23 protein-coding genes and 1 pseudogene are annotated in these 24,389 nt (G+C 70.4%); 13 read left to right on the top strand and 11 right to left on the bottom strand.

Going from position 1 to position 24,389, the window contains the following annotated elements; genetic code table 11:
• Positions 1 to 70 precede the first annotated feature (70 nt).
• Positions 71 to 1,513 (top strand): C39 family peptidase, encoded by a 1,443-nt coding sequence (locus PS467_RS34130; RefSeq protein ID WP_311038435.1) that lies wholly within the window; start codon positions 71 to 73, stop codon positions 1,511 to 1,513.
• Between the two features lie 46 nt (positions 1,514 to 1,559).
• On the opposite strand, the gene gshB is transcribed toward PS467_RS34130, so the two are convergent.
• The 7 genes from gshB to PS467_RS34165 all read right to left on the bottom strand — a co-directional run bounded on the left by gshB (position 1,560) and on the right by PS467_RS34165 (position 8,079).
• Complete coding sequence (gene gshB, locus PS467_RS34135) at positions 1,560 to 2,498, bottom strand: glutathione synthase (protein WP_311038436.1); 939 nt, start codon at positions 2,496 to 2,498, stop codon at positions 1,560 to 1,562.
• On the bottom strand, positions 2,495 to 3,388 hold the full coding sequence (locus PS467_RS34140; protein ID WP_311038437.1) for an amidohydrolase family protein: 894 nt from the start codon (positions 3,386 to 3,388) through the stop codon (positions 2,495 to 2,497). The genes gshB and PS467_RS34140 overlap by 4 nt, the downstream gene beginning before the upstream one ends.
• Positions 3,389 to 3,391: 3 nt before the next feature.
• Positions 3,392 to 4,021: a carboxymuconolactone decarboxylase family protein gene (locus PS467_RS34145; RefSeq protein WP_311038438.1), complete on the bottom strand. Its 630-nt coding sequence runs from the start codon at positions 4,019 to 4,021 to the stop codon at positions 3,392 to 3,394.
• A 53-nt stretch (positions 4,022 to 4,074) separates the two neighbouring features.
• Positions 4,075 to 5,244 (bottom strand): CaiB/BaiF CoA transferase family protein, encoded by a 1,170-nt coding sequence (locus PS467_RS34150; RefSeq protein ID WP_311038439.1) that lies wholly within the window; start codon positions 5,242 to 5,244, stop codon positions 4,075 to 4,077.
• Positions 5,241 to 5,888, bottom strand: a complete 648-nt coding sequence (locus PS467_RS34155; protein ID WP_311038440.1) for a glutathione S-transferase — start codon at positions 5,886 to 5,888, stop codon at positions 5,241 to 5,243. The genes PS467_RS34150 and PS467_RS34155 overlap by 4 nt, the downstream gene beginning before the upstream one ends.
• 82 nt (positions 5,889 to 5,970) lie before the next feature.
• Entirely contained in the window at positions 5,971 to 6,705 is a 735-nt protein-coding gene (locus PS467_RS34160; RefSeq protein ID WP_311038441.1) for a GntR family transcriptional regulator, read from the bottom strand.
• 45 nt (positions 6,706 to 6,750) lie between these two features.
• Positions 6,751 to 8,079 (bottom strand): MFS transporter, encoded by a 1,329-nt coding sequence (locus tag PS467_RS34165; protein WP_311038442.1) that lies wholly within the window; start codon positions 8,077 to 8,079, stop codon positions 6,751 to 6,753.
• Positions 8,080 to 8,293: 214 nt separating this feature from the next.
• Between PS467_RS34165 and PS467_RS34170 the strand changes: the two are divergent.
• Both PS467_RS34170 and PS467_RS34175 read left to right on the top strand, forming a co-directional pair.
• Positions 8,294 to 8,965: pseudogene (locus PS467_RS34170) on the top strand (fumarate hydratase); the annotation flags it as partial.
• Positions 8,966 to 9,081: 116 nt separating this feature from the next.
• Positions 9,082 to 9,345: a fumarate hydratase C-terminal domain-containing protein gene (locus tag PS467_RS34175; RefSeq protein ID WP_311038443.1), complete on the top strand. Its 264-nt coding sequence runs from the start codon at positions 9,082 to 9,084 to the stop codon at positions 9,343 to 9,345.
• A gap of 108 nt (positions 9,346 to 9,453) precedes the next feature.
• Here the strand turns inward: PS467_RS34175 and PS467_RS34180 are convergent, their stop codons facing one another.
• Positions 9,454 to 10,203: a GntR family transcriptional regulator gene (locus PS467_RS34180; RefSeq protein ID WP_311038444.1), complete on the bottom strand. Its 750-nt coding sequence runs from the start codon at positions 10,201 to 10,203 to the stop codon at positions 9,454 to 9,456.
• A 109-nt stretch (positions 10,204 to 10,312) separates the two neighbouring features.
• Here PS467_RS34180 and PS467_RS34185 point away from each other — a divergent pair, with 109 nt between their 5' ends.
• The 3 genes from PS467_RS34185 to PS467_RS34195 all read left to right on the top strand — a co-directional run bounded on the left by PS467_RS34185 (position 10,313) and on the right by PS467_RS34195 (position 12,879).
• Complete coding sequence (locus PS467_RS34185; RefSeq protein WP_311038445.1) at positions 10,313 to 11,128, top strand: enoyl-CoA hydratase-related protein; 816 nt, start codon at positions 10,313 to 10,315, stop codon at positions 11,126 to 11,128.
• Positions 11,129 to 11,290: 162 nt separating this feature from the next.
• Entirely contained in the window at positions 11,291 to 12,025 is a 735-nt protein-coding gene (locus PS467_RS34190) for an enoyl-CoA hydratase/isomerase family protein (RefSeq protein ID WP_311038446.1), read from the top strand.
• Entirely contained in the window at positions 12,022 to 12,879 is an 858-nt protein-coding gene (locus PS467_RS34195) for a 3-hydroxyacyl-CoA dehydrogenase family protein (protein ID WP_311038447.1), read from the top strand. The genes PS467_RS34190 and PS467_RS34195 overlap by 4 nt, the downstream gene beginning before the upstream one ends.
• A 52-nt stretch (positions 12,880 to 12,931) precedes the next feature.
• On the opposite strand, the gene PS467_RS34200 is transcribed toward PS467_RS34195, so the two are convergent.
• Complete coding sequence (locus tag PS467_RS34200) at positions 12,932 to 13,936, bottom strand: LysR family transcriptional regulator (protein ID WP_432280674.1); 1,005 nt, start codon at positions 13,934 to 13,936, stop codon at positions 12,932 to 12,934.
• Positions 13,937 to 14,031: 95 nt separating this feature from the next.
• Here PS467_RS34200 and PS467_RS34205 point away from each other — a divergent pair, with 95 nt between their 5' ends.
• Positions 14,032 to 15,186 (top strand): YeiH family protein, encoded by a 1,155-nt coding sequence (locus PS467_RS34205; protein ID WP_311038448.1) that lies wholly within the window; start codon positions 14,032 to 14,034, stop codon positions 15,184 to 15,186.
• Positions 15,187 to 15,275: 89 nt separating this feature from the next.
• Here the strand turns inward: PS467_RS34205 and PS467_RS34210 are convergent, their stop codons facing one another.
• Positions 15,276 to 15,902, bottom strand: coding sequence for a class I SAM-dependent methyltransferase (locus PS467_RS34210; RefSeq protein WP_311038449.1), 627 nt, complete (start codon positions 15,900 to 15,902; stop codon positions 15,276 to 15,278).
• 170 nt (positions 15,903 to 16,072) lie between these two features.
• Here PS467_RS34210 and PS467_RS34215 point away from each other — a divergent pair, with 170 nt between their 5' ends.
• From PS467_RS34215 to PS467_RS34225, 3 genes are all read left to right on the top strand, one after another.
• On the top strand, positions 16,073 to 16,960 hold the full coding sequence (locus tag PS467_RS34215) for a methyltransferase (RefSeq protein ID WP_311038450.1): 888 nt from the start codon (positions 16,073 to 16,075) through the stop codon (positions 16,958 to 16,960).
• 91 nt (positions 16,961 to 17,051) lie between these two features.
• Positions 17,052 to 18,512, top strand: a complete 1,461-nt coding sequence (locus tag PS467_RS34220; protein WP_311038451.1) for an NAD(P)-binding protein — start codon at positions 17,052 to 17,054, stop codon at positions 18,510 to 18,512.
• Between the two features lie 174 nt (positions 18,513 to 18,686).
• The gene (locus PS467_RS34225) at positions 18,687 to 18,839 is read left to right on the top strand and encodes a hypothetical protein (RefSeq protein ID WP_311038452.1); all 153 of its coding nucleotides are present in this window, start codon (positions 18,687 to 18,689) and stop codon (positions 18,837 to 18,839) included.
• Between the two features lie 118 nt (positions 18,840 to 18,957).
• Here PS467_RS34225 and PS467_RS34230 read toward each other — a convergent pair whose 3' ends face one another.
• Entirely contained in the window at positions 18,958 to 19,980 is a 1,023-nt protein-coding gene (locus PS467_RS34230; protein ID WP_311038453.1) for a helix-turn-helix transcriptional regulator, read from the bottom strand.
• Between the two features lie 710 nt (positions 19,981 to 20,690).
• On the opposite strand from PS467_RS34230, the gene PS467_RS34235 reads away from it, so the two are divergent.
• From PS467_RS34235 to PS467_RS34245, 3 genes are read left to right on the top strand one after another with little or no spacing between them, the layout of a single operon-like run.
• A complete protein-coding gene (locus PS467_RS34235) occupies positions 20,691 to 22,202 on the top strand; it encodes a pyridoxal phosphate-dependent decarboxylase family protein (RefSeq protein ID WP_311038454.1) in 1,512 nt (503 codons plus the stop codon).
• A 3-nt stretch (positions 22,203 to 22,205) separates the two neighbouring features.
• A complete protein-coding gene (arfA, locus tag PS467_RS34240; protein WP_311038455.1) occupies positions 22,206 to 23,738 on the top strand; it encodes an arabinosylfuranosidase ArfA in 1,533 nt (510 codons plus the stop codon).
• 46 nt (positions 23,739 to 23,784) lie between these two features.
• A complete protein-coding gene (locus PS467_RS34245; RefSeq protein WP_311038456.1) occupies positions 23,785 to 24,363 on the top strand; it encodes a beta-sandwich domain-containing protein in 579 nt (192 codons plus the stop codon).
• The last annotated feature ends 26 nt before the right edge of the window (positions 24,364 to 24,389 follow it).

The following is a 24,389-nucleotide window of genomic DNA, read 5'->3' on the forward strand; positions in this document are numbered from 1 at the left end:
ACTGCCGCAGTTGTGCGACTGCCGTGCACCCGCCGCCCATTGGACTGGACGACGACTGGGGGAAACCCGCATGACCAGATCCGGATCCACACCCCGCCGCTCCGTGCTCGCCGCCGCCCTCGGCGTCGCGGGCGCCGCCGCCGTCTCCACGACGGCCGTCACGGCCGCCTCCGCGGCGCGGACCTCCACGACCCCCGGGACGTCCACGACCCCCGGGACCTCCGCCGCCCCGGCGGCCTCCGAGGCCACGGCCACCAAGGCCAAGGCCGGCCGGGTCGCGGAGTACCACGGCTGGAGCGGCCACGCCGACTGGCTGGCCGGTGCCGCCAAGGGCGTCCGCGCCGAGGCCGGTGCCCGCCCCGGCATCGTGATCTCCCGCCCGCTGGGCAGCGTGGACTACACCGACCCGCACACCGGCACCAAGGCCGCCTGGGAGTACGCCACCTGGACCTCCCCGGTGCGCACGCTCTCCGTGCCCGCCACCGAGGCCATCGTCTCCTGGAACGCCCGCACCCCCGCCGGCACCTGGATCCAGATCGAGCTGAAGGGCACCTACACCGACGGCTCCGCGACCCCCTGGTACGTGATGGGCCGTTGGGCCTCCGGCGACGGCGCCTCCTCCATCCGGCGCACCTCGGTGGACGGCCAGAGCGACGACAAGAGCTCGGTGTGGACCGACACCCTCTCCATCGACGACCCGGCCGACGGGCTGCGGCTGGCGACGTACCAGGTGCGGCTCACCCTCCACCGCAAGCCCGGCACCACCCTCACCCCCACGGTGTGGCGGGTCGGCGCGATGGGCTCGGACGTCCCCGACCGGTTCGAGGTGCCCGCCTCCACGCCGAGCCTGTCCACGGGGCGCGAGCTGGCCGTACCGCGCTACTCGCAGGAGATCCACAAGGGCCAGTACCCGGAGTACGACAACGGCGGCGAGGCGTGGTGCAGCCCCACCTCCTCGCAGATGATCATCGAGTACTGGGGCCGCAAGCCCTCCGCCGCGGACCTGGCCTGGGTCGACCCGGACTACGCCGACCCGCAGGTCTGCCACGCCGCCCGGTCCACCTTCGACTACCAGTACGAGGGGTGCGGCAACTGGCCGTTCAACGCCGCGTACGCCGCCACCTACCGCGATCTCCAGGGTGTGGTCACCCGGCTGGACTCGCTCACCGACGCCGAGAAGCTGATCGACGCCGGCATCCCGCTGATCACCTCGCAGTCCTTCCTCGCGACGGAGCTGGACGGCGCGGGATACGGCACCTCGGGCCACCTGATGACCGTCGTCGGCTTCACGGCCGACGGCGACGTCATCGCCAACGACCCGGCCTCGCCGGACAACGAGGCGGTCCGCCACGTCTACCAGCGGCGCCAGTGGGAGAACATCTGGCTGCGCACCAAGCGCTACGACGCGAACGGCCAGGTCAAAAGCGGTACCGGAGGGGTGTGCTACCTCTACTTCCCGGCCAGGCCGACAGCGGCTCAGCGCCGCGTCCTGCGGGAGCTGGGGATCCGGTAGTCGGGCTGGGCCGGGCTGGAAGCCTGAAGGCCCGTGCCCGGCCGGTTCATCGGGCGTGGGCCAGCAGGCGCCGCAGGACGTCGTCGGCTACCCGCCCCACCGTGTCCGCGGGGCCGCCGTCGATCTCCCGCAGCCCGGTCGGACTGGTGATGTTCACCTCGATGAGCCGGTCTCGTATGAGGTCGACACCGGCGAAGGCGATCCCCCGCCCGATCAGCTCGGGGCGGAGCACCGCACAGATCGCGCGGTCGGTCTCCGTGAGGGGGACCGCGGTCGCCGAGGCCCCGACGGCCATGTTGCACCGGAAGTCGGGCGCCTTGGCGGTGCGGCGGAGCGCGGCGACCGGTTCGCCGTCGACGACGAGGACTCTGCGGTCGCTGTGGGTGCCGTCGTCGACGAAACGCTGAAGTACCACGTGTCGCCGCCCCCGCGCGGTGCCGACCTCGATCAGGCCGGGGAGGTTCGGGTGTCCGTGTTCCAGCAGCAGGACGCCACGTCCGCCCATGGCATCCGTCGGCTTGAGGACCGCCCGGCCCCATCGCCCCACCGCGTCGGCCAGTTCCGCCGCGGAGGCGCTCACCACGGTCTCCGGGGTGAGCTCGGGGAAGCGCAGCGCGAAGAGCTTCTCGTTCGTGCTCCTCAGCGCGTCAGGGCTGTTGCACACGGGAGTGCCGCGTCGCTGCGCGAAGTCCAGGAGATACGTGGCCCGCAGATAGTCCTCGTCCACCGGCGGATCGGTGCGTACGAGCACGAGGCCGACATGGTCCAGGTCCACGACCTCGGCCGGGCCGCGGCCGAGGAAGCCGGACCGCGGATCGGCCGCGCGGGCGCGGGCGAACACTTTGCCGTCACGTACGGACAACTCGCGCATCTCGGCCATGAGTACCTGGTGACCGCGCGCCGCGGCGGCCCTCATCAGCGCGATCGACGAGTCGTGACCGGGGTCGAGCCGGTCCGGCGGGTCGACGAGGAACAGCAGCCTCATGCGCGGAGCCCGGTGTCCACCAGCCGCCGCGGGTTGTGGACCAGGATCTGCCGGCGCAGCGCGGCGTCGTCCACCCAGTCGCAGAAGAGGTCGGCGAGGTCGGCGACGTCCGGCGCGGACTCTCCCATCCGTACGAAGGGCCAGTCCGAGCCCCACAGCAACCGTGCCGGCGCGGCCTCGACCAGGGCGTCGTGGAACGGGCGGGCGTCCGCGTAGCCCCGGTCGGGGTCTCCCACGCGGCACAGCGTCAGCTTCACCCAGGCCGCGCCGTCCTTCACGCGGTCGAGCAGGGCACGGAAAGCCGCCGAGTCGGGGCCGGCGGCCACATCGGGCTGCGCCAGATGGTCCAGGACGACCGGGACGCCGGTGCCGGAGAACTCGTCCACCAGCCGGACGCAGTCCTCCAGCCCCGCCCAGATCTGCGCGTGGATGCCCAGCTCGCGCATGACCGGCGCCAGGGCACGGAACGCCTCGGTCCCGATGGCGCCGGGGAAGCGCGCGCCGGTGGCCGGGGCGATGCGGTCGTTGAACCGCAGGGCCCGGACGCCGGCGGCGTGCAGCCGTGCCAGCTCACCGGCCGGGCAGTCGGCGGTGGCCACGCCTACGCCCACGGCCCGGCCCTCCGACCGCGCCAGCGCGTGCTCCAGCGCGCTCGTGTCGTTCCCGTAGGGCGCGGGCTGTACGAGCATCCCGCGCGCGGTGCCGGTGCGGTCGAGCATGCCGAGGTACGTTCCCGCAGGCGCGTCCGGGATCGGATAGGTGGACGGGCCGGTCGGGAACCGGTCGAAGGGCCCGAAGACGTGGGAGTGGCAGTCCCAGGCGTCGGCCGGGAAGTCCCGGGCCGCACGCGTGGGCATGCGCGGCGGGACGGTGCCGTCTGTCGTGGTCACGGCTCAGCCCGCCGTCTTCGTCATCTCGGCGGGCGCGCCGAGTGTGGCTTCGGGCAGCTCCATGAGCCGGCGCACCGGGCCGGCCGCGGACGCCAGTGGGCGCTCCCCGCCGGGCACCGGGATCCGGTGGACGTTCAAGGTCATGGCGACCAGCGTGTAGTAGCCGACGACGGACGAGAGTTCGACGGCTCCCACCTCGCCCCAGCGCTGCCAGACCCGCTGGTACACCTCTTCGTCGACATCGCCGGTCTGCTGGAGCGTGCGGGCGAACTCATGGACGTCGTAGGCGTCCTGGTCGTGGAAGACGGGGGGCTCACCGACCCGGAGGGCCTCGACGATCTCCGCTGCCAGACCCGCGCGCAGCGCGGCGTCCGCGTGGATCGACCATTCGAGCTGGGCGGTCCAGCGACGGGCCACGACGAGGATGGCCAGCTCGTTGAGGTGTTCGGGCAGGCTGGTGCCGTACCGCAGGATCTCGCCGAACCGCTGCCAGCGGTCGGCGAGTTCGGGCCGGTGCAACGCCGCTCTCAGCGGTCCGACCAGCCGGGCGCGGGGTCCGTTCACGACGTCGCGGTAGACCCTCTCCTGCTCCGGGGTCATCACCTCGGGGTCGAACAGTGGGATGCGGGGCACGAAGGACTCTCCTGGTTCTCGTTCGTTCGCTGAAGAGGGCGGTGACCGGCTCGTCAGGCGCGGGTTTCGGCCGTGAGCTCGTGGGTGATCTCCGCCCCGTGCTGTCCGAGCAGTGGCGGGGCCGTGTCGAAGTCGAGCGCGGCGTTGCGAAAGCGCAGGGGGCTGACCACCTGGGGAACGGAACCCAGGGTCGGGTGCGGCAGGTGCCGGACCATCTCGCGGTGGCGCACCTGCTCGTCGGCGAAGGCCATCGGCACGGTGTTGATGGGGCCGCACGGCACCGAACGGCTGCCGAGTTCGTGCAGCCAGTGCTCGAGGTCGCCTTCGGCCAGCGTGTCCCGGATGAGGGAGGTGAGCGCTTCCACGTTGCGCACGCGGGCCTCGTTGGTGGCGTAGTCGGGGTCGGCGGCGAGGTCGGGCATGCCGAGCGCCTCGCAGAACTGGACGAACTGCCCGTCGTTGCCGACCGCGACGACGAGGTGGCCGTCCCGGCAGGGGTACACGTCCTGCGGCTGGATGTTCGGGTGCCGGTTGCCGCGGCGGACCGGCACGTCACCGGAGATCAGGTGGTTCATCGCTTGGTTGGCGAGGATGCCGACCTGGACGTCCAGCATGGCGAGGTCGATGTGGTCGCCCTCCCCGGTGCGGTCCCGGTGGGCGAGGGCGGCCAGCACGCCGGTGGCCGCGTACATGCCGGTGAAGAGGTCCACCACCGGGATGCCGACCTTCTGCGGGCCCCCTCCCGGCCGGTCGTCGGGCTCGCCGGTGACGCTCATCAGCCCGCCCATGGCCTGGATCATGAAGTCGTAGGCGGCCTGGTCACGACGCGGGCCGGTCTGGCCGAAACCGGTGATCGAGCAGTAGATGAGGTCGGACTTGACGGCCCGCAGGTCCTCGTAGCCCAGTCCGTACCGGTCGAGCGTGCCGGCCTTGAAGTTCTCCAGCACGATGTCGCTGGTGGCGGCGAGCCGGCGGACGAGTTCCTGCCCCTCGGCGGTGGCGAGGTCCGCGGTGACCGAGCGCTTGCCCCGGTTGACGGAGAGGAAGTAGCCGGACTCCGTGTCCAGGAACGGCGGTCCCCAGGAGCGGGTGTCGTCGCCGGTGCCCGGCCGTTCGACCTTGATGACGTCGGCGCCGAGGTCGGCGAGCACCTGGCCGGCCCACGGTCCCGCCATGATGCGGCTCAGGTCGAGCACGCGCACATGCGTCAGCGGGCCCGTCACGACGCGCTCCCGGTGGCGAGTGCGGCGGAGTCGTCGACGATCCGCGTGGCGCGCATCGACGGACGCTCGGACACCTCGGCGTGCCATGCGGCGAGGTTCGGCCGCCCGGCGCGCCAGTGAAGTACGTCCCAGCGGAAGTCCAGGTGCGCCAGGGCGATCGCCACCGACACCCGGCCGATGTCGAAGCGTTCCCCGAGTTCGCCGGCGCGGGACTCGAGGTGGTCGAGCGTCGTCGTCACCTTCAGGCCGAAGGCGTCGAGGTAGGGGTCGGCGGCGTCGTGGGCGAGGCCACGGTCACGATGCCAGTTGCGCCATATGAGGAGCAGGTCGAGCAGGCCGTCACCGAGGGCCTGGAGCGAGGCCGCCCGGAAGTACTCCGCCTCGTCGCGCGGGTACAGCACCGTGTCACCCGCCCTGCGGGCGAAGAACTCGCAGATCACCCGGGAGTCGAGCAGGACGCGCCCGTCGTCGAGCAGCAGTGTGGGGATCTTGTTGAGCGGATTGGCGCTCAGCACCTTGGGGTTGGGCTCGGACATCTGCACCGGGGTGCGTTCGGTCTCGACGTCGTCCACCTGGCCCGTCTCGTGCAGTACGACCATGACCTTGCGGACGAACGGTGATTTCGGGGACCAGAACAGTCGCACCACAGACTCCTAAGTCATTAATGCAGCTTTATAGCTTTTTACGGTAAGGGTGTGCCCCTGTCGGTGGCAAGTCACCTCTGGGTCAGGCGTGGACGGAGATGTCCAGACGGACGACGTCACCGCGGTACATGCCGTCACCGACGAAGACCACGGACCCGTCCGCGTCGACCGCCGTGCGCTGGAGCCGGGCGATCGGCGAGTTCAGCGGGACGTCGAGTTCGCTGCTGAGCTCGACGTCGGCCATCACGATCGTGAGCGTCTGGTGCACGGTGGTCAGACGCAGGCCGGGCATGTCCTTGAGTATCCGCAGCGTGGTGTTCTCGGCGAGCTGTTCGTCCGTGATCCGTGCGGCCCACCGCTCCGCGATGTAGGCGTCGCCGAGGTAGTAGGGGCGCCCGTCGCGCGAGTGGCGCCGCCGCCAGTGCCGGTACGACGGCGCCAGTGTGCCGTCGGCGTGCTCGACGCGCGGCGGACGGGCGGCGACGTCACTCGCCAGCAACTCGACCTCGATACCGGGAGGGGAGAGCAGCAGGCCGTTCCAGTCGGTGGGGACCTCGCACCACAGGTCCTGCTGCGGCCGCCGCCTGACGAAGGTTCCCTTGGCGCGGTACCGCTCGATCAGCCCGGCCTCTTCGAGCAGTCCGAGTGCCTGCCGGATCGTGGCGGGTGCGACGCTCCACTCCTCCGCCAGCTCCACAACGGTGGGAATGCGCTCCCCGACGGCCCAGTGACCCGATTCGATACGCCGGCGGAAGATCGTGGCCAGCTGGTTGTACCGGGCAACGCCGGCGCTGGTGCCGTGGGGGTTGATCGCCATGCCGGCCATTGTCGCAAACCGGCCGCACGACGGGAGCACGAGCGGTCAGACCGTGCCCTCGGCACGGGCCGGACGGATGAGCAGGAACATCACCAAAGCACCGGCTCCCAGGATCGCCCCGTAGAGCAGCTGGTTGTACGCCTGGGTGCCGGTCGTACTGCTCAGCCATCCGGTGATGGTGGGCGTGAGCAGGTTGCCGATGCCGGCGAAGGCGGTGATGGTGGCGATACCGCCCGCGGCCGCGGTGCCCCTGAGCAGAGCGGCCGGCATGCTCCAGAACGGCCCCATCGCCCCCATCGTTCCCACGGCTATCACCGTGAGGACCACGAGCGCGAGCCAGGTCGTGTCCGCGACCAGCGGCAGCAGGAGCCAGCCGGCGGTTCCCACCAGGGCGAAGCCGCCGGCGTGCATGCGGCGCTCCTGGGTCCGGTCCGAATGACGGGCGTTGAGGTACTGGACGACCACCGCCACGACGAATGGCACCGCGCTCAGCAGCCCGATCTGCGCCACGCTGAGCGAGCCGGCGTCCTTGAGGATCGTGGGGAGCCACAGGAACAGACCGCTCGTGCTGGTCATGATGCCGAAGCCGAGCGCGGCCAGACCCCAGAACCGCCCGCTGCGCAGCGCGGCACCGTAGGAATGGGGAACCTTCTCCCCGGTGGGCCGGTCGCGCTCGACCTCGGCGGCGACGAGACGGCGTTCGTCCGGGGTGAGCCAGTGCGCGGATTCCGGACTGTCGCTGAGCACGAAGTACACCACCACGCCGAGCAGACAGGCGGGCAGCCCCTCCACCAGGAAGACCCACTGCCAGCCGTCCAAGCCCCAGATTCCGTCCATCCCGTCCATGATCCCGCCGGACACGGGGCCGCCGACGATGCCCGAGATGGCCATCGCGGACAGGAAGATCGCGCTGGTGCTGGCTCGCCGGTTGGAGGGGATCCAGTAGGAGAGGTACAGCAGGACGCCGGGAAAGAATCCCGCCTCGAAGACGCCGAGGAGGAAGCGCACGGCGTAGAAGTGGCCGGGTGACACCATGAACGCGGTGACCGCGGAGACGAGCCCCCACGGCACCATGATCCGCAGAAACGTCTTGCGGGCTCCGACCTTGTGCAGCATCAGATTGCTCGGCACCTCGAACAGGACGTAGCCCAGGTAGAACAGGGAGGCCCCGAGGCCGAACACCGCGTCGGAGAACCCGAGGTCCGTGGAGAACGCGAGTTTCGCGAACCCGATGTTGGACCGGTCGATGAACGCGACCACGTAGCACACCACGAGCAGCGGCAGGATGCGCCATTTGATCTTTCGATAGACCGCGTCGGCTCGCAGGTTCCCGACGTCTCCTGTCGCGGTCACCGGCGTGGTTTCCGTCGCCATCGGCTGGCTCCTCGTCGTTGAGTTTTCGCGACGGAGCGGCCCACCGTCGCGATGCTGGCGAGGACGCTAGGCACCGACCAGGTAAAAGTCAATGACCTATCTTTTTGATTGTTGCGAACTTCCGCGCTACGTTCGACGGGTCGGCGTTGCCCATCACGGGGGGACCGTAACCTTGGCGATCAGCTATGACCTGCTGAAGAGCGTCACGTCGCAGATGTACGCGCGGTCGCTGCGGGCGGTACCCGCCGATGCGAAGAAAGCCCTGGCGGACGCCCGGACCCGGGAGACGGACTCCGTCGCGCGCACCACGTTGGACCTGATGGTGGCCAACGCGACGGCGGCCGAGGAACGCGGGCACTTCCTGTGCAGCGACTCCGGGGTGCCGACCTATCAGATCCGGGTCGGGACACAGGCGAGGTTCGACGGCGACATCAGACGAGCGATCCGGGACGGGTTCGCCGAACTCGTGGCCACCTCCGACCCGCCGCTGCTCAAGCACGTCACCAACCCGCTGACCAACGAGCGCGGTCATACCGGCAAGGACATGCCCATCGTCACCTTCGACCTGGTCGACGGCGCCGACGACGTGGAGATCATCTGCTCGCCCAAGGCACTCGGCTCCGGACGGTGGGCCGCACTGGAGATCTTCACGTTTCCCTCGATGGCCGAGATCGAGGAGTACATCATGAGGGTCGTCCTCACAGCCGGCTCCCAGGCCTGCCCGCCCGTGATCGTGGGCGTCGGGATCGGCGGCACCTTCGACTACGCCACCAAGCTGGCCAAGGAGTCGGTCGTACGGCCGATCGGTCAGAGCCATCCCGAGCCGGTCATCGCCGCCATGGAGGAACGGCTGCTCGACGCGGTGAACAAGACCGGGTTCGGCCCGATGGGCACCGGGGCGCCACCACCGCCATGGCCGTGCACGTCGACTACGCGTCCGGGCACGGGTTCACGCCCGTCGCCGTGTGCTTCAACTGCTGGATCGACGCGTCGGTGGCGGCCATGCGCGAGACGGGTTGCGTGTACCTCTCCTTCCTCGGCGGCGGCTGCACATTGCTGTCGGACGCCATCAGGCGTGTCACGGCGGTGCACTGGACCGAGATGGTGGAGCACTACCGCCTCGTCCAGGTCGAGGTCGAAGCGCTGGGGCCGCTGACGGTCGGGATCGACGCGCACGGCGGGAGTATCTACCGGGACGTGCGGGACAACGCTCGGGCCAGGCTGCCGGAGATCCTCGACGGACTCGCCGAAGCGAGACAGAACTGACCAGACCGTCCCCAGGAACCGTCCCCAGGAACCGTCCTCAGAACTGGATACAGTTTCGTCTCGGGGTCGGCCGAGACCGAGGCCCGCCTCGCATCGTCCTGACCGTCGTCAGTCGGCGGATTCGAGAACGAACCGCAGCGTCTCCCGGATCGTCTTCGGGTCGTGGGCTCCCGCCACGGACGCGATGACGGTCAGTGCCGTGCGGGCCAGGTGCTCGGCGACCAGCCGCGAGGTGCGCCGGCCGTCGTGTGCCTGTGCGGCACGGAGGATCTCCTCGTGGCCGGCCCGCCCCATCGCGATCAGGGCCAGTCGGTAGCTGGGCTCGTTGTGGTAGATGCGCAGGTAGCGCACCGAGTGGTCCCACATCGACTCCACCTGCGTACGCAACCGGTCCTCCGTGTGGGAGAAGAGCAGGAAGTGGAACCGGCGGTGATGCTCGGTGGCCCCTTCCTCGTCACCGTCCGACGCCGAGGCGTTCATGGCCGTCAATGCGCTCTCCAGCTCGGCGGTTTCCTCCGCCGTGAGCCGCGGCACCGACAGCAGCACCGCGAGCGGTTCGTTGACCAGCCGCATCGAGTAGAGGGCCTCCAGGTCCGGGAGGGACAGCGGGGAGACCCGGATCCTGCGGTTGAAGTCCAACTGCACCAGACCTTCGGTCTGCAGCCGCCGCAGCGCCTCGCGCAGCGGCGTCCGGCTGACCCGCAGGTCCGCGGCGAGTTGCACCTGGGAGATCCAGGTACCGGGTCGCAGTTCACCCCTCAGGATCGCGTCGCGTACGTGCTCGTACGCGAGGGTCATGCTGTCGCCGGTCAGGTCAGAGGGCCGCCGGCCGGAGGGATGCGCGGGGGTGGTGGACACAGGCTTCACAGTAGCGGATACACCTTCCTCGGTGATGACCGCGAGCCGAGAGGAAAACTGTATCCAGTTCTCTTGGATTGAAAAGCTCATCTGTGTAGAGTCCGGCCACATGACATCACCTGTAGACACCTCAGCGACCGTGCACGGCGTCCGCTTGGAGATCCACGGTCAGGTGGCCGAAGTGGTACTCGACCGCGCTCCGGTCAACGCGGTCACCGTCGGGATGTACGAGAGGCTCACCACCGTCTTCCGCGAACTGTCGGCCCGGACCGACGTGCACGCGGTCATCCTCCGGTCCGCCGTACGGATCTTCAGTGCCGGAGCCGACATCAAGCAGCCGGTGGAGGCGGTCAGCCCCTCCGAGAGCGCGGCCGAGTTCCGGCAGCGCATGGCGCGGACCGCTTACGAGGCCATCCTCGACTGCACGCTTCCCACGATCGCCGTGGTCAACGGAGCGGCGGTCGGCGCCGGGGCGGTCCTCGGCGCCTGCTGCGACATCCGCTACGCCGCGGACGACGCGCGGATCGGACTGCCAGAGATCAACGCCGGCCGTTGCGGCGGCGGCGCCCATCTGATGCGGCTGCTGCCCCAGGGGCAGGTCCGGCTCATGTACCTCACCGGCGACCCCGTGGACGCGGCCGAGGCGTACCGCATCGGCCTGGTCCAGCGCGTCGCCGCGCCCGACGCGATTCTCACCGAGGCCCGCGAACTGGCCGCCCGGCTCGCCGCGAAGAGCCCGCTCGGGCTCCGGCTGGCCAAGCAGGCCCTCAACGAGGCGGAGAACCTGCCCGTCCGGCCGGGGTACGCCGCCGAGCAGGTGTACACGCTGCGGCTGGGCGCCCACCCCGATGCCGCGGAGGCCGCGAAGGCCGTCCTGGAGAAGCGGGAGCCGGTCTGGTCCTGGCCCGGTGTCGGGGAGCACTGAGCCGAACGGGCCGAGCCGAACCCATGCCGCACGTCAGAAAGAGTCTTCCGTGAGTGAGCACCTCCGTACGACCAACGGCGCCAAGGGCGCGGCGGGCGTCCGCCGCGCCTTCCGCGCACCGCGCGACACCTTCGTCCCCGGCCCGGAAACGGAGCGGGTCCCGTGAGCACCGTGACCATCGACGAGCGTGACGACCGGGTCGTCGTCACGCTGGACCGGCCCGACGCCCGCAACGCCGTCAACGCGGCGATGATCGGTGAGCTGCACGAGGTGTGCGCACGGCTGGAAGCGCGCCCGAAGCCCCTGCTGCTGACCGGTTCCGGCGGGGTCTTCGCCGCCGGTGCCGACATCGCCGAACTGGCCGAGCGCGGCCGGGAGGAAGCCCTGCAGGGCATCAACAGCCGCCTCTTCGACCGCCTGGCCCGGCTTCCGCAGCCCACCGTCGCCGCCGTCGACGGCTACGCACTGGGCGGGGGCGCGGAGCTCGCCTTCGCCTGCGACATCCGTATCGCCTCGGAGACGGCCGTCTTCGGCAACCCCGAGCCGGGTCTCGGCATCATCGCCGCCGCCGGGGCGTGCTGGCGGCTGGCCGATCTCGTCGGCACGTCCGTCGCCAAACAGGTCCTGCTCGGCGGGATACGCCTGGACGCGGAGCGCGCCCACCGCCTGGGCCTGGTCGCCGACGTGGTGCCGGCCGCCGACCTGCACGCGCGGGCCCATGGGCTGCTGGACCGCATGACCCGCTCGTCCGCTGCCGCCCTGCGGCTCACCAAGCTCGTCGTCGACTCCCCGGGCGGCCACCCGTACGTGGACGACCTCGCTCAGGCGGTGCTGTTCGAGACAGCCGACAAACGTGACCGGATGGCCCGGTTCCTGACCAAGGAGACGACCCGATGACAGCGGCACCCCAGCGGATCGGAGTGATCGGCGGCGGCCGGATGGGCGGGGGGATCGCGCAGGTCTTCGCCGCCGCGGGCGCGCATGTGACCGTGGTCGAGAGCTCGCCACAAGCCGCCGACGCCGCCCGCGCACGCATCGCGGACAGTCTCGAGCGGGCTGTCCGGCGGGGGAAGTCGGACGTCGATCCCGCCGACGTACTGGGCCGGCTCGACCTGGTGCCCGCTGTGTCCGGGCTGCCCGCGGAGGCGGATCTCGTGGTGGAAGCGGTACCGGAGATCCCCGGTCTGAAGGCCGAGGTGCTCACCGCCGCCGAGCAGGCGGTCTCCCCGCGGACCGTCCTCGCCACCAACACCAGTTCGCTGTCGGTGACCGAACTCTCGGCCGTCCTGGAGCACCCCGGACGCTTCCTGGGCATGCACTTCTTCAACCCCGTCCCCGCCTCCAAGCTGGTCGAAGTGGTCACCTCACCGGCCACCTCGGACGCCGTCCGGGACCAGGTGCTCGGGTACGTCGGAGCGCTGGGCAAGAAGGACGTGCTCGTACGCGACTCGCCCGGGTTCGCCACCAGCCGCCTGGGTGTGCTGCTCGGTCTGGAGGCGATCCGCATGCTGGAGGAGGGGGTCGCCGACGCCGACGCCATCGACACCGCCATGGAACTGGGTTACGGCCACCCCATGGGCCCGCTGCGCTCCACCGACCTCGTCGGCCTCGACGTACGCCTCGCCATCGCCGAGCATCTGCACCGCACCCTCGGTGACCGCTTCGCCCCGCCGCGACTGCTGCGCGACAAGGTCACCGCGGGACAACTGGGCCGCAAGACCGGACAAGGCTTCCACGCCTGGCCTCAGTGACCGGCTGATCGAACCGGCTGATCGAACCGGCTGGGAGGGAGCGTGACAAGGGTCATCGTGCACCGTCGTCCCTCTCCGGCGTGCGGCGTGCGCGCTGGTGGCGGCTGCCTTCCCCGGCCACCGCCACCAGCTCCGCCGCCGGCCCCACCAGCCGCCGTCCCACCGGCCAGACCGCCCGCAGCGCACGCGTGAGGTCCACCCCCGCCACCTCGATCCCGACCAGGCGCCCCTCGGTGATGTCTCCGCGCACGGCCAGTTCGCTCAGCACCGCGGGCCCGGTACCGGCGATCACCGCCCCGCGGACGGCGGCCGTCGAGCCCAGCTCCAGCAGTGCGCGGGCGCGGCCGTGCCCGGCCAGGTGCAGCGCGCGGTCCAGTGTCTGGCGGGTGCCGGAACCGCGCTCGCGCAGCACCAGCGGCGTGCTGGACAGCTCCCGCGCGGACAGCGGCTGACGGCGGCGGGCCCAGCGGTGGCCGGGGTCGGCCACGACGACCAGCCGGTCCTCGGCGACCTGCCGCGTCGACATCACATGTGCCAGGTGCGGTCCCTCGACGAAGCCGACGTCGGCGTCGCCCGACTCGATCAGGGCGGGGACATGTTCGCTGTTGGTGACCTGGAGCCCTATGTACAGCTCGGGCCGGCGGCTCCGCAGTTCGCTGATCCAGGCGGGCAGCAGGTACTCGGCGATGGTCAGGCTCGCCGCCACCCGCAGTTCGGCCTCCCGCCGGTTGCGCAGCGCGTCGGACCTGGTGAGCAGGGCGTCCACCTCGTCCAGGACGCGCCGGGCGTGGCCCGCGACGATCTGGCCCGAGGCGGTGAGCCGCGAGCCTCGGCGGGTGCGGTCGACCAGAACCAGCCCGAGCGCCCGTTCCAGGGTGGACAGGCGGCGGCTGGCCGACGGCTGCGCGATCCGGAGCCGTTCGGCGGCCCGGCCGAGGCTGCCCAGCTCGGCGACGAGGACGAGCAGCCGCAGCGACTCCAGGTCGGGAGTGCGGGCGGGCGCCGGGGCGGCGCCGGGCGTGCGAGCGGCGGGAAGGTCGGCGGAAGGCGGTGTCACAGCTCCAGCGTATGAGTCACTCATAGCGCGGCGCTATGACCTGCTGCCCGATCGGGGGCTACAGCGGGGCCGCGCCGCGGCGAAGAGTGTGGACCATGCCCGATGACAGTGCTCCTCCCGCCCACGGCTCCCCGGCACGGGCCCCGTCCGGCTCCGCGACCGCCGCGAAGGATCCGGCCGCGCCCGCCTCCGGGCCGTCCCGGAAGCCCGCCCCCGCTCGCGGCGTGCGCGGCGCCGTCCTCGCCCGCCTCCCTGGCCTCGCCCTCGCCGTCTCCATCGCGGCCGTGGCCACCGCGCTGGGCCGGCTGGTGCCGGTGGTCGGCGGGCCGGTGACCGGGATCGTGCTGGGCGTGCTCGTGGCGGTGGCGGTGCGGCCGGGCGCCGTGCTGCGGCCGGGTATCGCGTTCGCCGGACGAGGTGTGCTCCAGGCCGCGGTCGTGGTGTTGGGCGCGCAGCTGTCGTTGGGGCGGATCGTGACAGTGGGGCTGGGGTCGTTGCCGGTGATGCTCGTGACCCTCGCGGCCTGCCTGGCCGCCGCGTCCTGGCTGGGGCGGCGCCTGGGCATCGTCCGCGACCTGCGCACCCTGATCGGGGCCGGCACCGGGATCTGCGGCGCTTCGGCGATCGCGGCGGTCACGCCGGTCATCGGCGCCGCCGAGGCGGAGGTGGCCTACGCGGTCTCCACCATCTTCGTCTTCAACGTCGCCGCCGTCCTGGTCTTCCCGGCACTCGGCCATCTGCTGCACATGAGCCAGCACGCCTACGGGCTCTTCGCCGGTACCGCGGTGAACGACATGTCCTCCGTGGTCGCCGCCGCCACCACCTACGGCGGACCCGCGGCGAACTACGCGGTGGTCGTGAAGCTGGCCCGCACCCTGCTCATCATCCCCGTCTGCCTGGGCCTGGCCGCGCTGGCCCGCCGCCGCGCGGCGGCCGCCGCGGGTTCGGCCGGGGCGGGCCGGCCCGAGGCCCGGCGGGTCCGCGTCGGCCGTCTGATCCCCTGGTTCCTGGTCGGCTTCCTCGCCCTGGCCGCGATCAACACCGCGGGACTCGTCCCCCATGCGGCCCACCAGCCGCTCAGCACGCTCGCCGGCTTCCTCATCACCGTCGCCCTGTCCGCGATCGGCCTGTCCACCGAACCGGCCACGCTGCGGCGCACCGGCCCCGCGCCGCTGCTGCTGGGCGGCCTGCTGTGGGGGGTGGTCTCCGTGACCAGCCTGGCGACGCAGTACCTGCTCGGACACCTGTGAGCGGCGTCAGGGGTCGGCGCACAGCTCGTCGGTGGTGTCCGGAAGCCGGCCGCGTGGCGTGAGCCGCACCGCCCCGTCCGGACCGTAGATCACTCGGGTCGGTCGTCCCGCGCGGTGGTGCAGCACAGGATGCGGAAGCCCTTCTGCGAGGCGTACCGCTCGGTCGGCCATCCCTGCTCGCTGAGCCAGCGCTGGAGCGAGTCGGCGCCCAGGTGCTTCTGCACCACGAGGTACGCCTTGCCGCCCGGTACGAGCCGATCCAGCCAGTGCCGCAACATGGCGTGGAGCTGCGGCTTGCCGATACGGATGGCCGGGTTGGAGACGATGAAGTCGAAGCGCACGTCGTCGGGTACGTGTTCCGGGCGGGCGCAGCGTACCCCGCGCATGCCGAGCCGCTCGGTGTTCCGGCGGCAGAGCTCCAGCGCGTGGTCGTTGACGTCGATGGCCCACAGCGTCGACTCGGGCGAGGCTCCCGCGAGGGCGACGGTGAGCGGGCCGTAGCCGCATCCGATGTCGAGGAACGTGCCCCGCGCGGGCGGCTGCGGCAGCGCGCGGAGCAGGACGGACGTGCCGGGATCGACGCGTGAGGCGGAGAAGACGCCGGGCGCGGTGAGGAGTTGCACCTCCTCCACGGGCCCGTACGGCAGGCGCAGCGGCACCGACGACGTCTTCGCGCCGATGCCCTGGTCACCAGGAGTTGTGAAGTAATGAGCCATGCACCGATCATGGCACGCAGCGCAGTTGACGCCGGGTAAGCGGCCCAACGCACTAGAATGCGCTGGTCATGCGAACGCAACAGCAACACACCGCACATTCCCCGACATCCCTGTCCCGGTGGTCGATTGGCGACCCGTCGGATGCCGCCGTCTCGGCCGGCGAAGGTGTCGTGGCCCTGACCGCTGACGGTCTGTCGGAGGGGACGCGCCGTGGTGGTGCCGTCGTGCTCGGGCTGCACGAGGCCATGGTCCGTGACGATCTGCCGCGCGCGCCGCTCGTCGACGTGCACCTGCCGACCTACCGCGGCAAGGCGCTCGTCACCGTGCTGAGTTGGCTGGTGGCGCGGCATCTGGTCACCGAAGGCGGCACGGCCGGGTGGTTCTTGACCAAGCAGCAGGGCGCGGGCTCATTACCTGCGTTGCTGACGGACCTCGGCTGGCGGGACGTCAGTCGCTCCCGTGCGGGCAAGCTGTACCGGATCGCGGGCCGTCCGCCCACGGAGGTCACGCCGCCCCAGCCGCGCACCTTCACCGCACGGATGGACGGCCACGCGCTGACGTTCGCCGCCGACTACGGCGTCTTCTCGCCGGGCCATATCGACGAGGGCACGGCTCATCTGCTCGACGTGGCACTGCGGCAGCCCCACGTGTCCACCGTCGCCGATGTCGGTGTCGGCTACGGTCCACTCGCCCTGGGCCTGGTGCGTGCCGGAGTGGCCGATCGGGCCGTGGCCACCGATGTGGACAGCGTGGCACTGTGGTTGGCCGGCCGTAACGCCGAGGCCAACGGCGTGCCGCTCAAGGTGGTCTGCAGCACCGACCCGATGGAGATCGAGGACACTCCGCTGACGGTGTGCAACGTGCCCACGCACATCGACCTGGCCAGGACCACCGCTCTCATGCGCGGGCTGGCGCATCGCGCGGCCGAGGGCCGGCGGCTGCTCGCCGTCGTCCACGCCAGCCTCGAGGAGCGGTATGTGCGACACCTGGCCGACGTGGGTCTGACAGCGCGGCGCCACCCCGGTAAGAGCCATGTGGTACTGGAGGCCGGTGGCTGATCGGCGGCTGATCGGCGGTGTTTCCGGTGGGGCCCGCGCGGCCCTCCGGGGTAGGTGTGCTCCACCCACGGAGCGGGGTATGTAGCGTTCCATGATGCTCGAACAAGCGTCACCCCAAGGGACGGTTGTTGTCGGCGGCGGAATGGCGGGGCTCGCGGTGGCCCGCGCCATGTGCGAAGAGGGGGCGGAGCCTCCGCTGGTCCTGGAGGCGGGGCCGGACATCGGCACGCGGCATTACCGGTCCCGTTACGACGGCGTCCGCGCCGACGAGATGTGGCTTCATCCCGTCACCGACCCTCATTTCTGGCGGCCTTACGTGTCCGCCAACGACAATTGGACGGACATCGCCGGGCTGCGCCGCTGCGTCGGCGGCCGCTCGCTGTACTGGCACGGTGTGGTGCTGCCACTTGAGGAAGCGGTACTCAACGACACCGCGGCATGGCCCCGGGAGATCGCCGAGGACCTGACCCGGTCCTGGCGCGGCGGCCCTTCCCTGTACGACCGCGAGAGGCGGCGGCTGGAGGAGTGGACCGGACGTTCGCTCACCCTCGAGCCCACCGAGCACACCGATCTCGGCCTGGACGGACTGGCGTTCTCCTCACTGCCCAAGGCCGTGCGACCGGACGGGGACGACGGCCGCTGGGAGGCGTACTCACCCCTGCACGACGGCGCAGCCGATGTCGTCGCCGATGCCGAGGTCCTGGGCGTGCTGGTGACGGACGGCAGGGTCCGCGGCGTCCGCCTGCGGCGCCCGGACGGCGCCGTGGCGGACGTGCGCGCCGACCGTGTGGTGCTCTGCGCCAGCACCTTCGAGAACTCCCGGCTCGCCCTCCAGGCGCTGTACGACACCGGTGCGCGCGATGTGCCCGTCCTGACCGGCCTGGTCGACAAAGTGGCCCAGGGGGTGGTGGTGCCCGTCGCGGTGGACCGGCTGCCCGATCCGTGGCGGCGGCTGGCGTCCAGCGGCGAGAACCTGCTGGCTCCCTGCCCGCCGGGTCCGGGCGGCGCGGTGGGCAATCTCTTCCTGCACACGTCGACGACGCCCGACGGATTGGCACTCCTGGAGTTCTATGTGCTGGGCGAGCAGCACCGGGGCGAGCACGGCAGGCTCATCTGCGATCCGGCCGGGCCGTGGCCATGGCCCGTCGTCGTCGACGGCCGCCACGACGCCGTCGACGACGCCATCATCGAGGCGCAGCGGCAGCTGCTGACCACCGTGTGGGAGACCGTGCGCGGCCGCCTGGGCCTGGATCCGGCCACCCTCCACTTCACCGATCCGCTCGGTGCCGAGCCGCTCGCCACCACCTTCAAGCGGACCGCCGGCATCACCTCGCCCAGACCACCGCACACCTATGCCTTCCGGCTGGGAAGCGAGCTGCACGAGGCGGGCACCCTGCCGTACGGACCGATGCTCACCACCGACGGCGAACTGCGTGGTGTCCGCGGGCTGTACGTCAGCGGACCGGCCACCTTCCCCCGGACCGGCGCGGCCAATCCGGTCCTGACGATCCTCGCCCTGGCCAGGCGCCTCGGGGCCCATCTGGCGAAGTAGCCCCGACCGCGCCGCCACCCGCCCCGGGGCCATCCGCCCCGGGGTCACGCTTTTACCCTGTGCCTGGAGGAGCTTCAGACGTTGCCGACGGACAGGTCATGTCCGCGGCGATGGTGATCTAGGGGAATTCCTCATACCCGGTAGAGGCTCTTGCCTTCGACCTGACGCACCGTCATGATCGATGCAGCTGAGTTGTTCGTGCTCGCGGACGCGATCGGCGAGCGCGCCCTGGGATGGAAGCCCGGCACTCCCATCGAGGACGCGCTCAACCGCACGATCGCCTGGTACCGGACTCGGCACTCGGAGCGGCGACGTGCTCGTCGGTGACCGTCGAGGCCCGCCGCCGCGAGGTGTGGCCCAAGAAGGGACCGGCGGGTACCGGTCCAGGCGGAGGAGCGTCAGGGCCGCCGTGCTCGTGGATCGCGCCCAGGCGCTCCGTCCGGTGTCACCTGACGTCTCCCTCACGGTCGTCGGAGCTGGTGATCAGGAATTCCCAACCCCGTTTGCGCAGCAGGTAACCCGCCTGGAAACGGCTCTCCGACCCCAGGCGCTCCATGACTTTCGCGATGTGTCTGCGGCATGTGCGCACCGAGATGTCCAACCGCCGGGCGATCTCCTCGTCGCGTATGCCCTGGACCAGCAGTCGGACGATGTCCTGTTGCACGCTGTCGGCCAGCTCGCGGGCCTCGTGCTGTCTCCCCGCCTCACCCGCGAAGTCCAGGCCCTGCTCCCAGGACCGGTCGAACGCGCGGGCCAGGAAGTCGACCACGGACGTCTCCCGGACGACGACGCTGCCCTGGGCACCGTCGCCGATGAGCACCGCCACCTGCCGGTCGAACACGACGATCCGGTCGTGCAGCTCGCCGACGGTGCGCACCTCGGCGGCCGCTCGGCGTGCCGCCGAGGTATGGGCTCGGGTGGTGGCGTCGAGCCGTGACGGATGCTGGTACAGCACCCGGACCCGCACCCCGTCGTGCACCCCGTCACGCGGTCTGGTCTCACCCCATAATGCCTGCCGGAGTGCTCTGGGCACGGGATCCTTGCCGGGGTTGGCGACCAGCACCTCGCGCGTACACGACGCGGCGAGGTCGCTCAGCGCGTCATCCACGTCGTCGGCACAGGAGAGCGGTTCGGTCGCGCTCTGGTCGCCCGCGACGAGGTAGATGGACATCAGCCGGTCGAATTCGTCACGCGTCCGGCTGACCTCCAGCCGGTACCGGGTGATGGCGTTCTCCAAGGGGAGCATCGCCTCGGCGAGCGCCGCGTCGGGTCGGGCGGCGACGATCGCGCTCCGGTCGGGCAGCTCCCGCAGCAGTCGCCAGTCCACCAGCGTCTCCACGGCGTCCCGCAGCTCGCTGGGGCTTAAACCCAGGGCGGTGGCCATGGCCGGGTAGTCGACTTGCCTGTTCTCCAGGACCCAGTCGTAAACCTGGTAGGCGTGTTCCTCCAGCCGCGGTGGCAGCAACATCGTCGTGTCGGCTTTCGGTGGCCGATGGGCGCGATGGGAATCGGTCACCCTTCCCCGACCATTTCCGTTGTCCACGAATTCCCTTTCCATGCGTTGGCTACTCCCTGCTTCGCACGAGCCCGTCATGCGTAAACCTGCTTTCGTCAACCTGCCGGTGCCGTGAAATGACGACATCGTCGAGCGGACGGTCGGGTGTTGTGGGATGAGGGAGGTGGTGCGACGTGCGGGCGAAGAGCGGGTGGCGAACCATCCGTCGCCGTGGTGCCGGGAGCCGCGTGCCGCCGACTCACCAGGCGCCTGGTGTTCCCCAGATGCTGACGTCCGTACAAGCCGATGCCAGGCGCGTCCACGCTGGGCAGCGTAGCCGCCGGAACAGGACAGGAACAGGGCGCGGGACGGCAGTTGAGGCACATGCACCCGGCAACACAGGTGGGTGCCATGTCGGGGTGGCGGGCGTCGGCGTCGTCAACGGTGCGCTGAGCGGCTGTGGACACGGTGAGTATGCCGGGCCGGTGACAGTAGTCGGCTGGAGGGATGCCACGGCCGTGGAGCCGGAAGCATGATCGTCACGTGTCCGGGGCGAAGTCGGCTCGTGCTCTTCGCCGGTCCCAGTAGTCAGGAGTCGTGATGCTGTCTCGGTGTCGAAGAGACTCGACGCGTCGGGTGACGGGAAGCCCGGTGTCCGGACGCGGCACGCGGGAATGCGCCTCATGAGCGGTGATCTCGGTCCCGCACTGCCGGAGGACCAATTTCGACGACTGGCTCACGAAACGGCCGACATCGTGGCCGACTATCTGGCCGGCATCCGCCAGGACCCGGTCGTCCGCGTCATGCCGGACACCGTGCGACGGCGACTGAAGGAACAAGAACTCGGCGATGATTCCGTTTCCGCCGCGCAATTGGTACAGGAAATCAGAGAATTCGTCCTGCCGTATCCGATGGGCAACGGGCATCCGCGGTTCTTCGGCTGGATAAACTCGGCCCCGGCGCCGGTCGGCATCCTCGCGGAAATGCTGGTGGCCGCGCAGAATCCGAGTGCCGATGTGGGCGATATCGCGGCGCTGCACGTGGAAACCGCTGTGCTCGAGTGGTTCAAGGATCTGATGGGATTCCCCTCGGCGGCGGCGGGAATTCTAATCAGCGGCGGAACGATGGCGACCCTGACCGGCCTGGCCGCCGCCCGCCAGTGGGTCGCCGAGAGCGATGGCTGGGACGTCCGCCGAGACGGGGTACGGCCACCTGACGGACGGCGGTTGCTCGTCTATGTCTCCGAGGAGACGCACAGCTCCGTGCGCAAGGCCGTCGAACTGCTGGGTCTGGGATCTTCGGCGCTGAGAACCGTCGAGGTCGACGATGGCTATCGGATGGATCCCGACGCTCTCGCGCGGCGGATCGAGCGGGATGCCGAGCTGGGCGAGCGACCCTTCTGCGTCGTCGCCACCGCGGGCACGGTCAACTCGGGCGCGATCGATCCCCTGGCACGCATCGCGGACATCTGCGACCGGCACGGTCTGTGGCTGCACATCGACGGCGCGTACGGCGCGATCGCGCGTACCCATCCCCGGGTGGCGCCGGAGTTGCGGGGGATCGCCCGAGCCGATTCCCTGAGCATCGATCCGCACAAGTGGCTCTCGGTGCCGGTGGAGTGCGGATGCGCGCTGGTCAGGGACGGAGAGCTGCTGCGCCGGACGTTCGCCTACGTCCCGCCGTATCTGCACACCGAAGAGGGAGTGGGCATCGGCGGACCCGATTTCGCCCAGTACGGGTTCCAGCAGACCCGGGGATTCCGCGCGCTGAAGCTGTGGGCGGTGCTGCGCCACATGGGCCTGCGGGGACTGCGGGAGATGATCGGGCGGCACCTGGCTCTCGCACGCGAACTGGCGGCACTGATCGACGACGCGCCGGACCTGCACATGGCGGCGCCGGTCACGCTGTCGGTCGTGGCGTTCCGCTATGTCCCGGCCGGCGCCACCGACGATCCCGAGGCGCTGAACAGGCTCAACCGCGCCATCGAGGCCGAGGTGCAGAACGACGGCCGGGTCTTCCTCACCACCACCCGGCTGCGCGGGCGGCTGGTCCTGCGCGCCTGCGTACTGCACTACGACACGCGTTCGGAGGATCTCGTCGAACTCGTGCACGTGGTCCGGGAGGTCGGCGCCGCCCTGGCCGCGAAAGGCGCGTCCGATCCGTCCTGGCCATCCATGGAAGCGGAGGGAACTTAAGCCATGAGCAACTGCGACGTCACTCTCGAACCCAGCTTCACGATCGCACCGGTGCCGCCCCGGATGTTCGGCGCCCTGGTGGAGCACATGGGCCGCTGTGTGTACGGCGGCGTCTACGAGCCCGGCCACCCCAAGGCCGACGCCGCCGGCCTGCGCCAGGACGTCCTCCAACTGACCCGCGAACTGGGCGTCACCATGGCCCGCTATCCCGGTGGGAACTTCGTCTCCAGCCTCGACTGGGAGGACACCGTCGGTCCCGTCGAGGAACGCCCGACCCGCCTCGAACTGGCATGGCGGGAGATCGAACCCAACACCTTCGGCCTGAATGAGTTCATGTCGTGGACGCGGCTGGCCGACGCCGAACCGATGATGGTGGTGAACTTCGGCACCCGCGGTCTCGCCGACGCGTGCAACCTGCTCGAGTACACCAACTTCCCCAGTGGTACGAAGTACTCGGACCTGCGCATCTCACACGGTGTCCGGGACCCGTACGGCATCAAGTTGTGGTGCATCGGCAATGAGCAGGACGGCCCGTGGCAGATCGGGCAGAAGTCGGCCGTGGAGTACGGTCTCGCCGCGGCCGAGACGGCCAAGGCGATGAAGCGGATCGACCCGACCATCGAGGTGGTCTCCTGCGCCAGCTCCTGGCGCTTCCTGCCGACCATGAACAGCTGGCAGGCCACCGTACTCGAGCACGCCTATGAGTATGTGGACTACGTATCCCTGCACGGCTACTTCGAACCCATCGAAGGCGACCGCGCCGGATACCTCGCCTCCGGCCTGGTCATCGAGGAGCTGATCGACGCGGCGGTGGCCACCTCGGACTACGTCGGCGCGAAGCAGCGGTCGAAGAAGAAGCTCCAGGTGGCCTTCGACGAGTGGAACATCTGGTACGAGAGCCGGTTCAGCATCGACGACCGGTACGCCGACCAGAGCCTCACCTGGGAGTTCGCGCCACGGCTGATCGAGGACACCTATACGGCCGAGGACGCGGTGGCGGTCGCGGGCATATTGATGAGCCTGCTCAGGCACAGCGATCGGGTGACGGTCGCCTGCCTGTCGGAGCTGGTCAATGTGATCGCCCCGATTCGTGCCGAGCCCGGCAGCGAAGCCTGGCGCCAGACCACCTTCTATCCCTTCGCGCTGATGGCGCGGTACGCCCGCGGCGACGTCCTGCGGATCGAGCCGCGGGTGGAGAAGCTGCACTCGGCCACGTACGGCGATGTGCCGGCGGTCGACGTGCTGGCCACTCACGATCCGGAGTCCGGTGCCGTCGCCGTCTTCGCGGTGAACCGGCACAGCGAGCCGATGACACTCCAGGTCGCGATGCGGGCCCTGCCGGAGATGTCGGTCGTCGAGCATGTGGTGATGGGCGGTACCCGGCTCGACGCCACCAACACGGAGGCGCACCCGGAGCAGGTCGTGCCGGAGCCCAGCAAGGAGCACGAGATCGCTGATCACAAGCTCCTCGCGCAGCTGCCGCCGACCTCCTGGACCATGCTCCGGCTCGACCCCACGGCCGCACTGCGCGACTAGCGGACGTCCCCGAGGCGAAGCGTGATGAGATGAGTGGTGGTGTGGTGTGGCTGCGGGCTTCCAGTGCATCGACCTGTCGGCGTGGTACAACAACGTGGGATTGACGAGGCCGGACAACACCTCCGCGGGTGCGTTCAACGTCTGGCGCAACTCGCTGCCCGCGCCCGAACTGCCGTGCGGACAGCGCGTCACCGTCGAGGGTGTTCCGTTTCTCCTGCCGCCGGCCGACGGCGACCGATACGACAACGTACGGTGCGACGGGCAAGTGGCGCCGGTGCCCCGCGGTGCGTACGACTGGGTCTATCTGCTCACCACCGCCGAGCGCAGGGTCGAGGACGAGATGGCCCTGCACTTCGCCGACGGTGCCGTGGACTTCGAACCGCTGCGGGTGTCCGACTTCTGGGTGGCCCCCGCGGCGTTCGGTGAGACCGCGGCCTTCACCACCACCGTCATGCACTATCCCCGCCACGTCCAACGGAACGTGCCGGCGACCGTCTGGTCCCAGCGGGTCCCGGTCACCCGCAGAGGGCGGCTGCGCGCCGTCCGGTTCCCGGACAACCTCGCCGTCCACATCCTCGCCATGACCTTGTGCGAGGCGGAGCGGAGGTCCCACGGTGCCGACTGATGCGACGCGTGGACACGATGAAGTGG

The sequence above is a fragment of the Streptomyces luomodiensis genome (assembly GCF_031679605.1).
Taxonomy (GTDB): domain Bacteria; phylum Actinomycetota; class Actinomycetes; order Streptomycetales; family Streptomycetaceae; genus Streptomyces; species Streptomyces luomodiensis.

Excerpts from the sequence above, each read along its gene's own strand:
- PS467_RS34130 (WP_311038435.1), top strand. The coding sequence starts at position 71 with ATGACCAGATCCGGATCCACACCCCGCCGCTCCGTGCTCGCCGCCGCC.
- gshB (WP_311038436.1), bottom strand. The coding sequence starts at position 2,498 with ATGAGGCTGCTGTTCCTCGTCGACCCGCCGGACCGGCTCGACCCCGGT.
- PS467_RS34160 (WP_311038441.1), bottom strand. The coding sequence starts at position 6,705 with ATGGCGATCAACCCCCACGGCACCAGCGCCGGCGTTGCCCGGTACAAC.
- PS467_RS34165 (WP_311038442.1), bottom strand. The coding sequence starts at position 8,079 with ATGGCGACGGAAACCACGCCGGTGACCGCGACAGGAGACGTCGGGAAC.
- PS467_RS34175 (WP_311038443.1), top strand. The coding sequence starts at position 9,082 with ATGCGCGAGACGGGTTGCGTGTACCTCTCCTTCCTCGGCGGCGGCTGC.
- PS467_RS34185 (WP_311038445.1), top strand. The coding sequence starts at position 10,313 with ATGACATCACCTGTAGACACCTCAGCGACCGTGCACGGCGTCCGCTTG.
- PS467_RS34195 (WP_311038447.1), top strand. The coding sequence starts at position 12,022 with ATGACAGCGGCACCCCAGCGGATCGGAGTGATCGGCGGCGGCCGGATG.
- PS467_RS34205 (WP_311038448.1), top strand. The coding sequence starts at position 14,032 with ATGCCCGATGACAGTGCTCCTCCCGCCCACGGCTCCCCGGCACGGGCC.
- PS467_RS34210 (WP_311038449.1), bottom strand. The coding sequence starts at position 15,902 with ATGGCTCATTACTTCACAACTCCTGGTGACCAGGGCATCGGCGCGAAG.
- PS467_RS34220 (WP_311038451.1), top strand. The coding sequence starts at position 17,052 with ATGATGCTCGAACAAGCGTCACCCCAAGGGACGGTTGTTGTCGGCGGC.
- PS467_RS34225 (WP_311038452.1), top strand. The coding sequence starts at position 18,687 with ATGATCGATGCAGCTGAGTTGTTCGTGCTCGCGGACGCGATCGGCGAG.
- PS467_RS34230 (WP_311038453.1), bottom strand. The coding sequence starts at position 19,980 with ATGTTGCTGCCACCGCGGCTGGAGGAACACGCCTACCAGGTTTACGAC.
- PS467_RS34235 (WP_311038454.1), top strand. The coding sequence starts at position 20,691 with ATGAGCGGTGATCTCGGTCCCGCACTGCCGGAGGACCAATTTCGACGA.
- arfA (WP_311038455.1), top strand. The coding sequence starts at position 22,206 with ATGAGCAACTGCGACGTCACTCTCGAACCCAGCTTCACGATCGCACCG.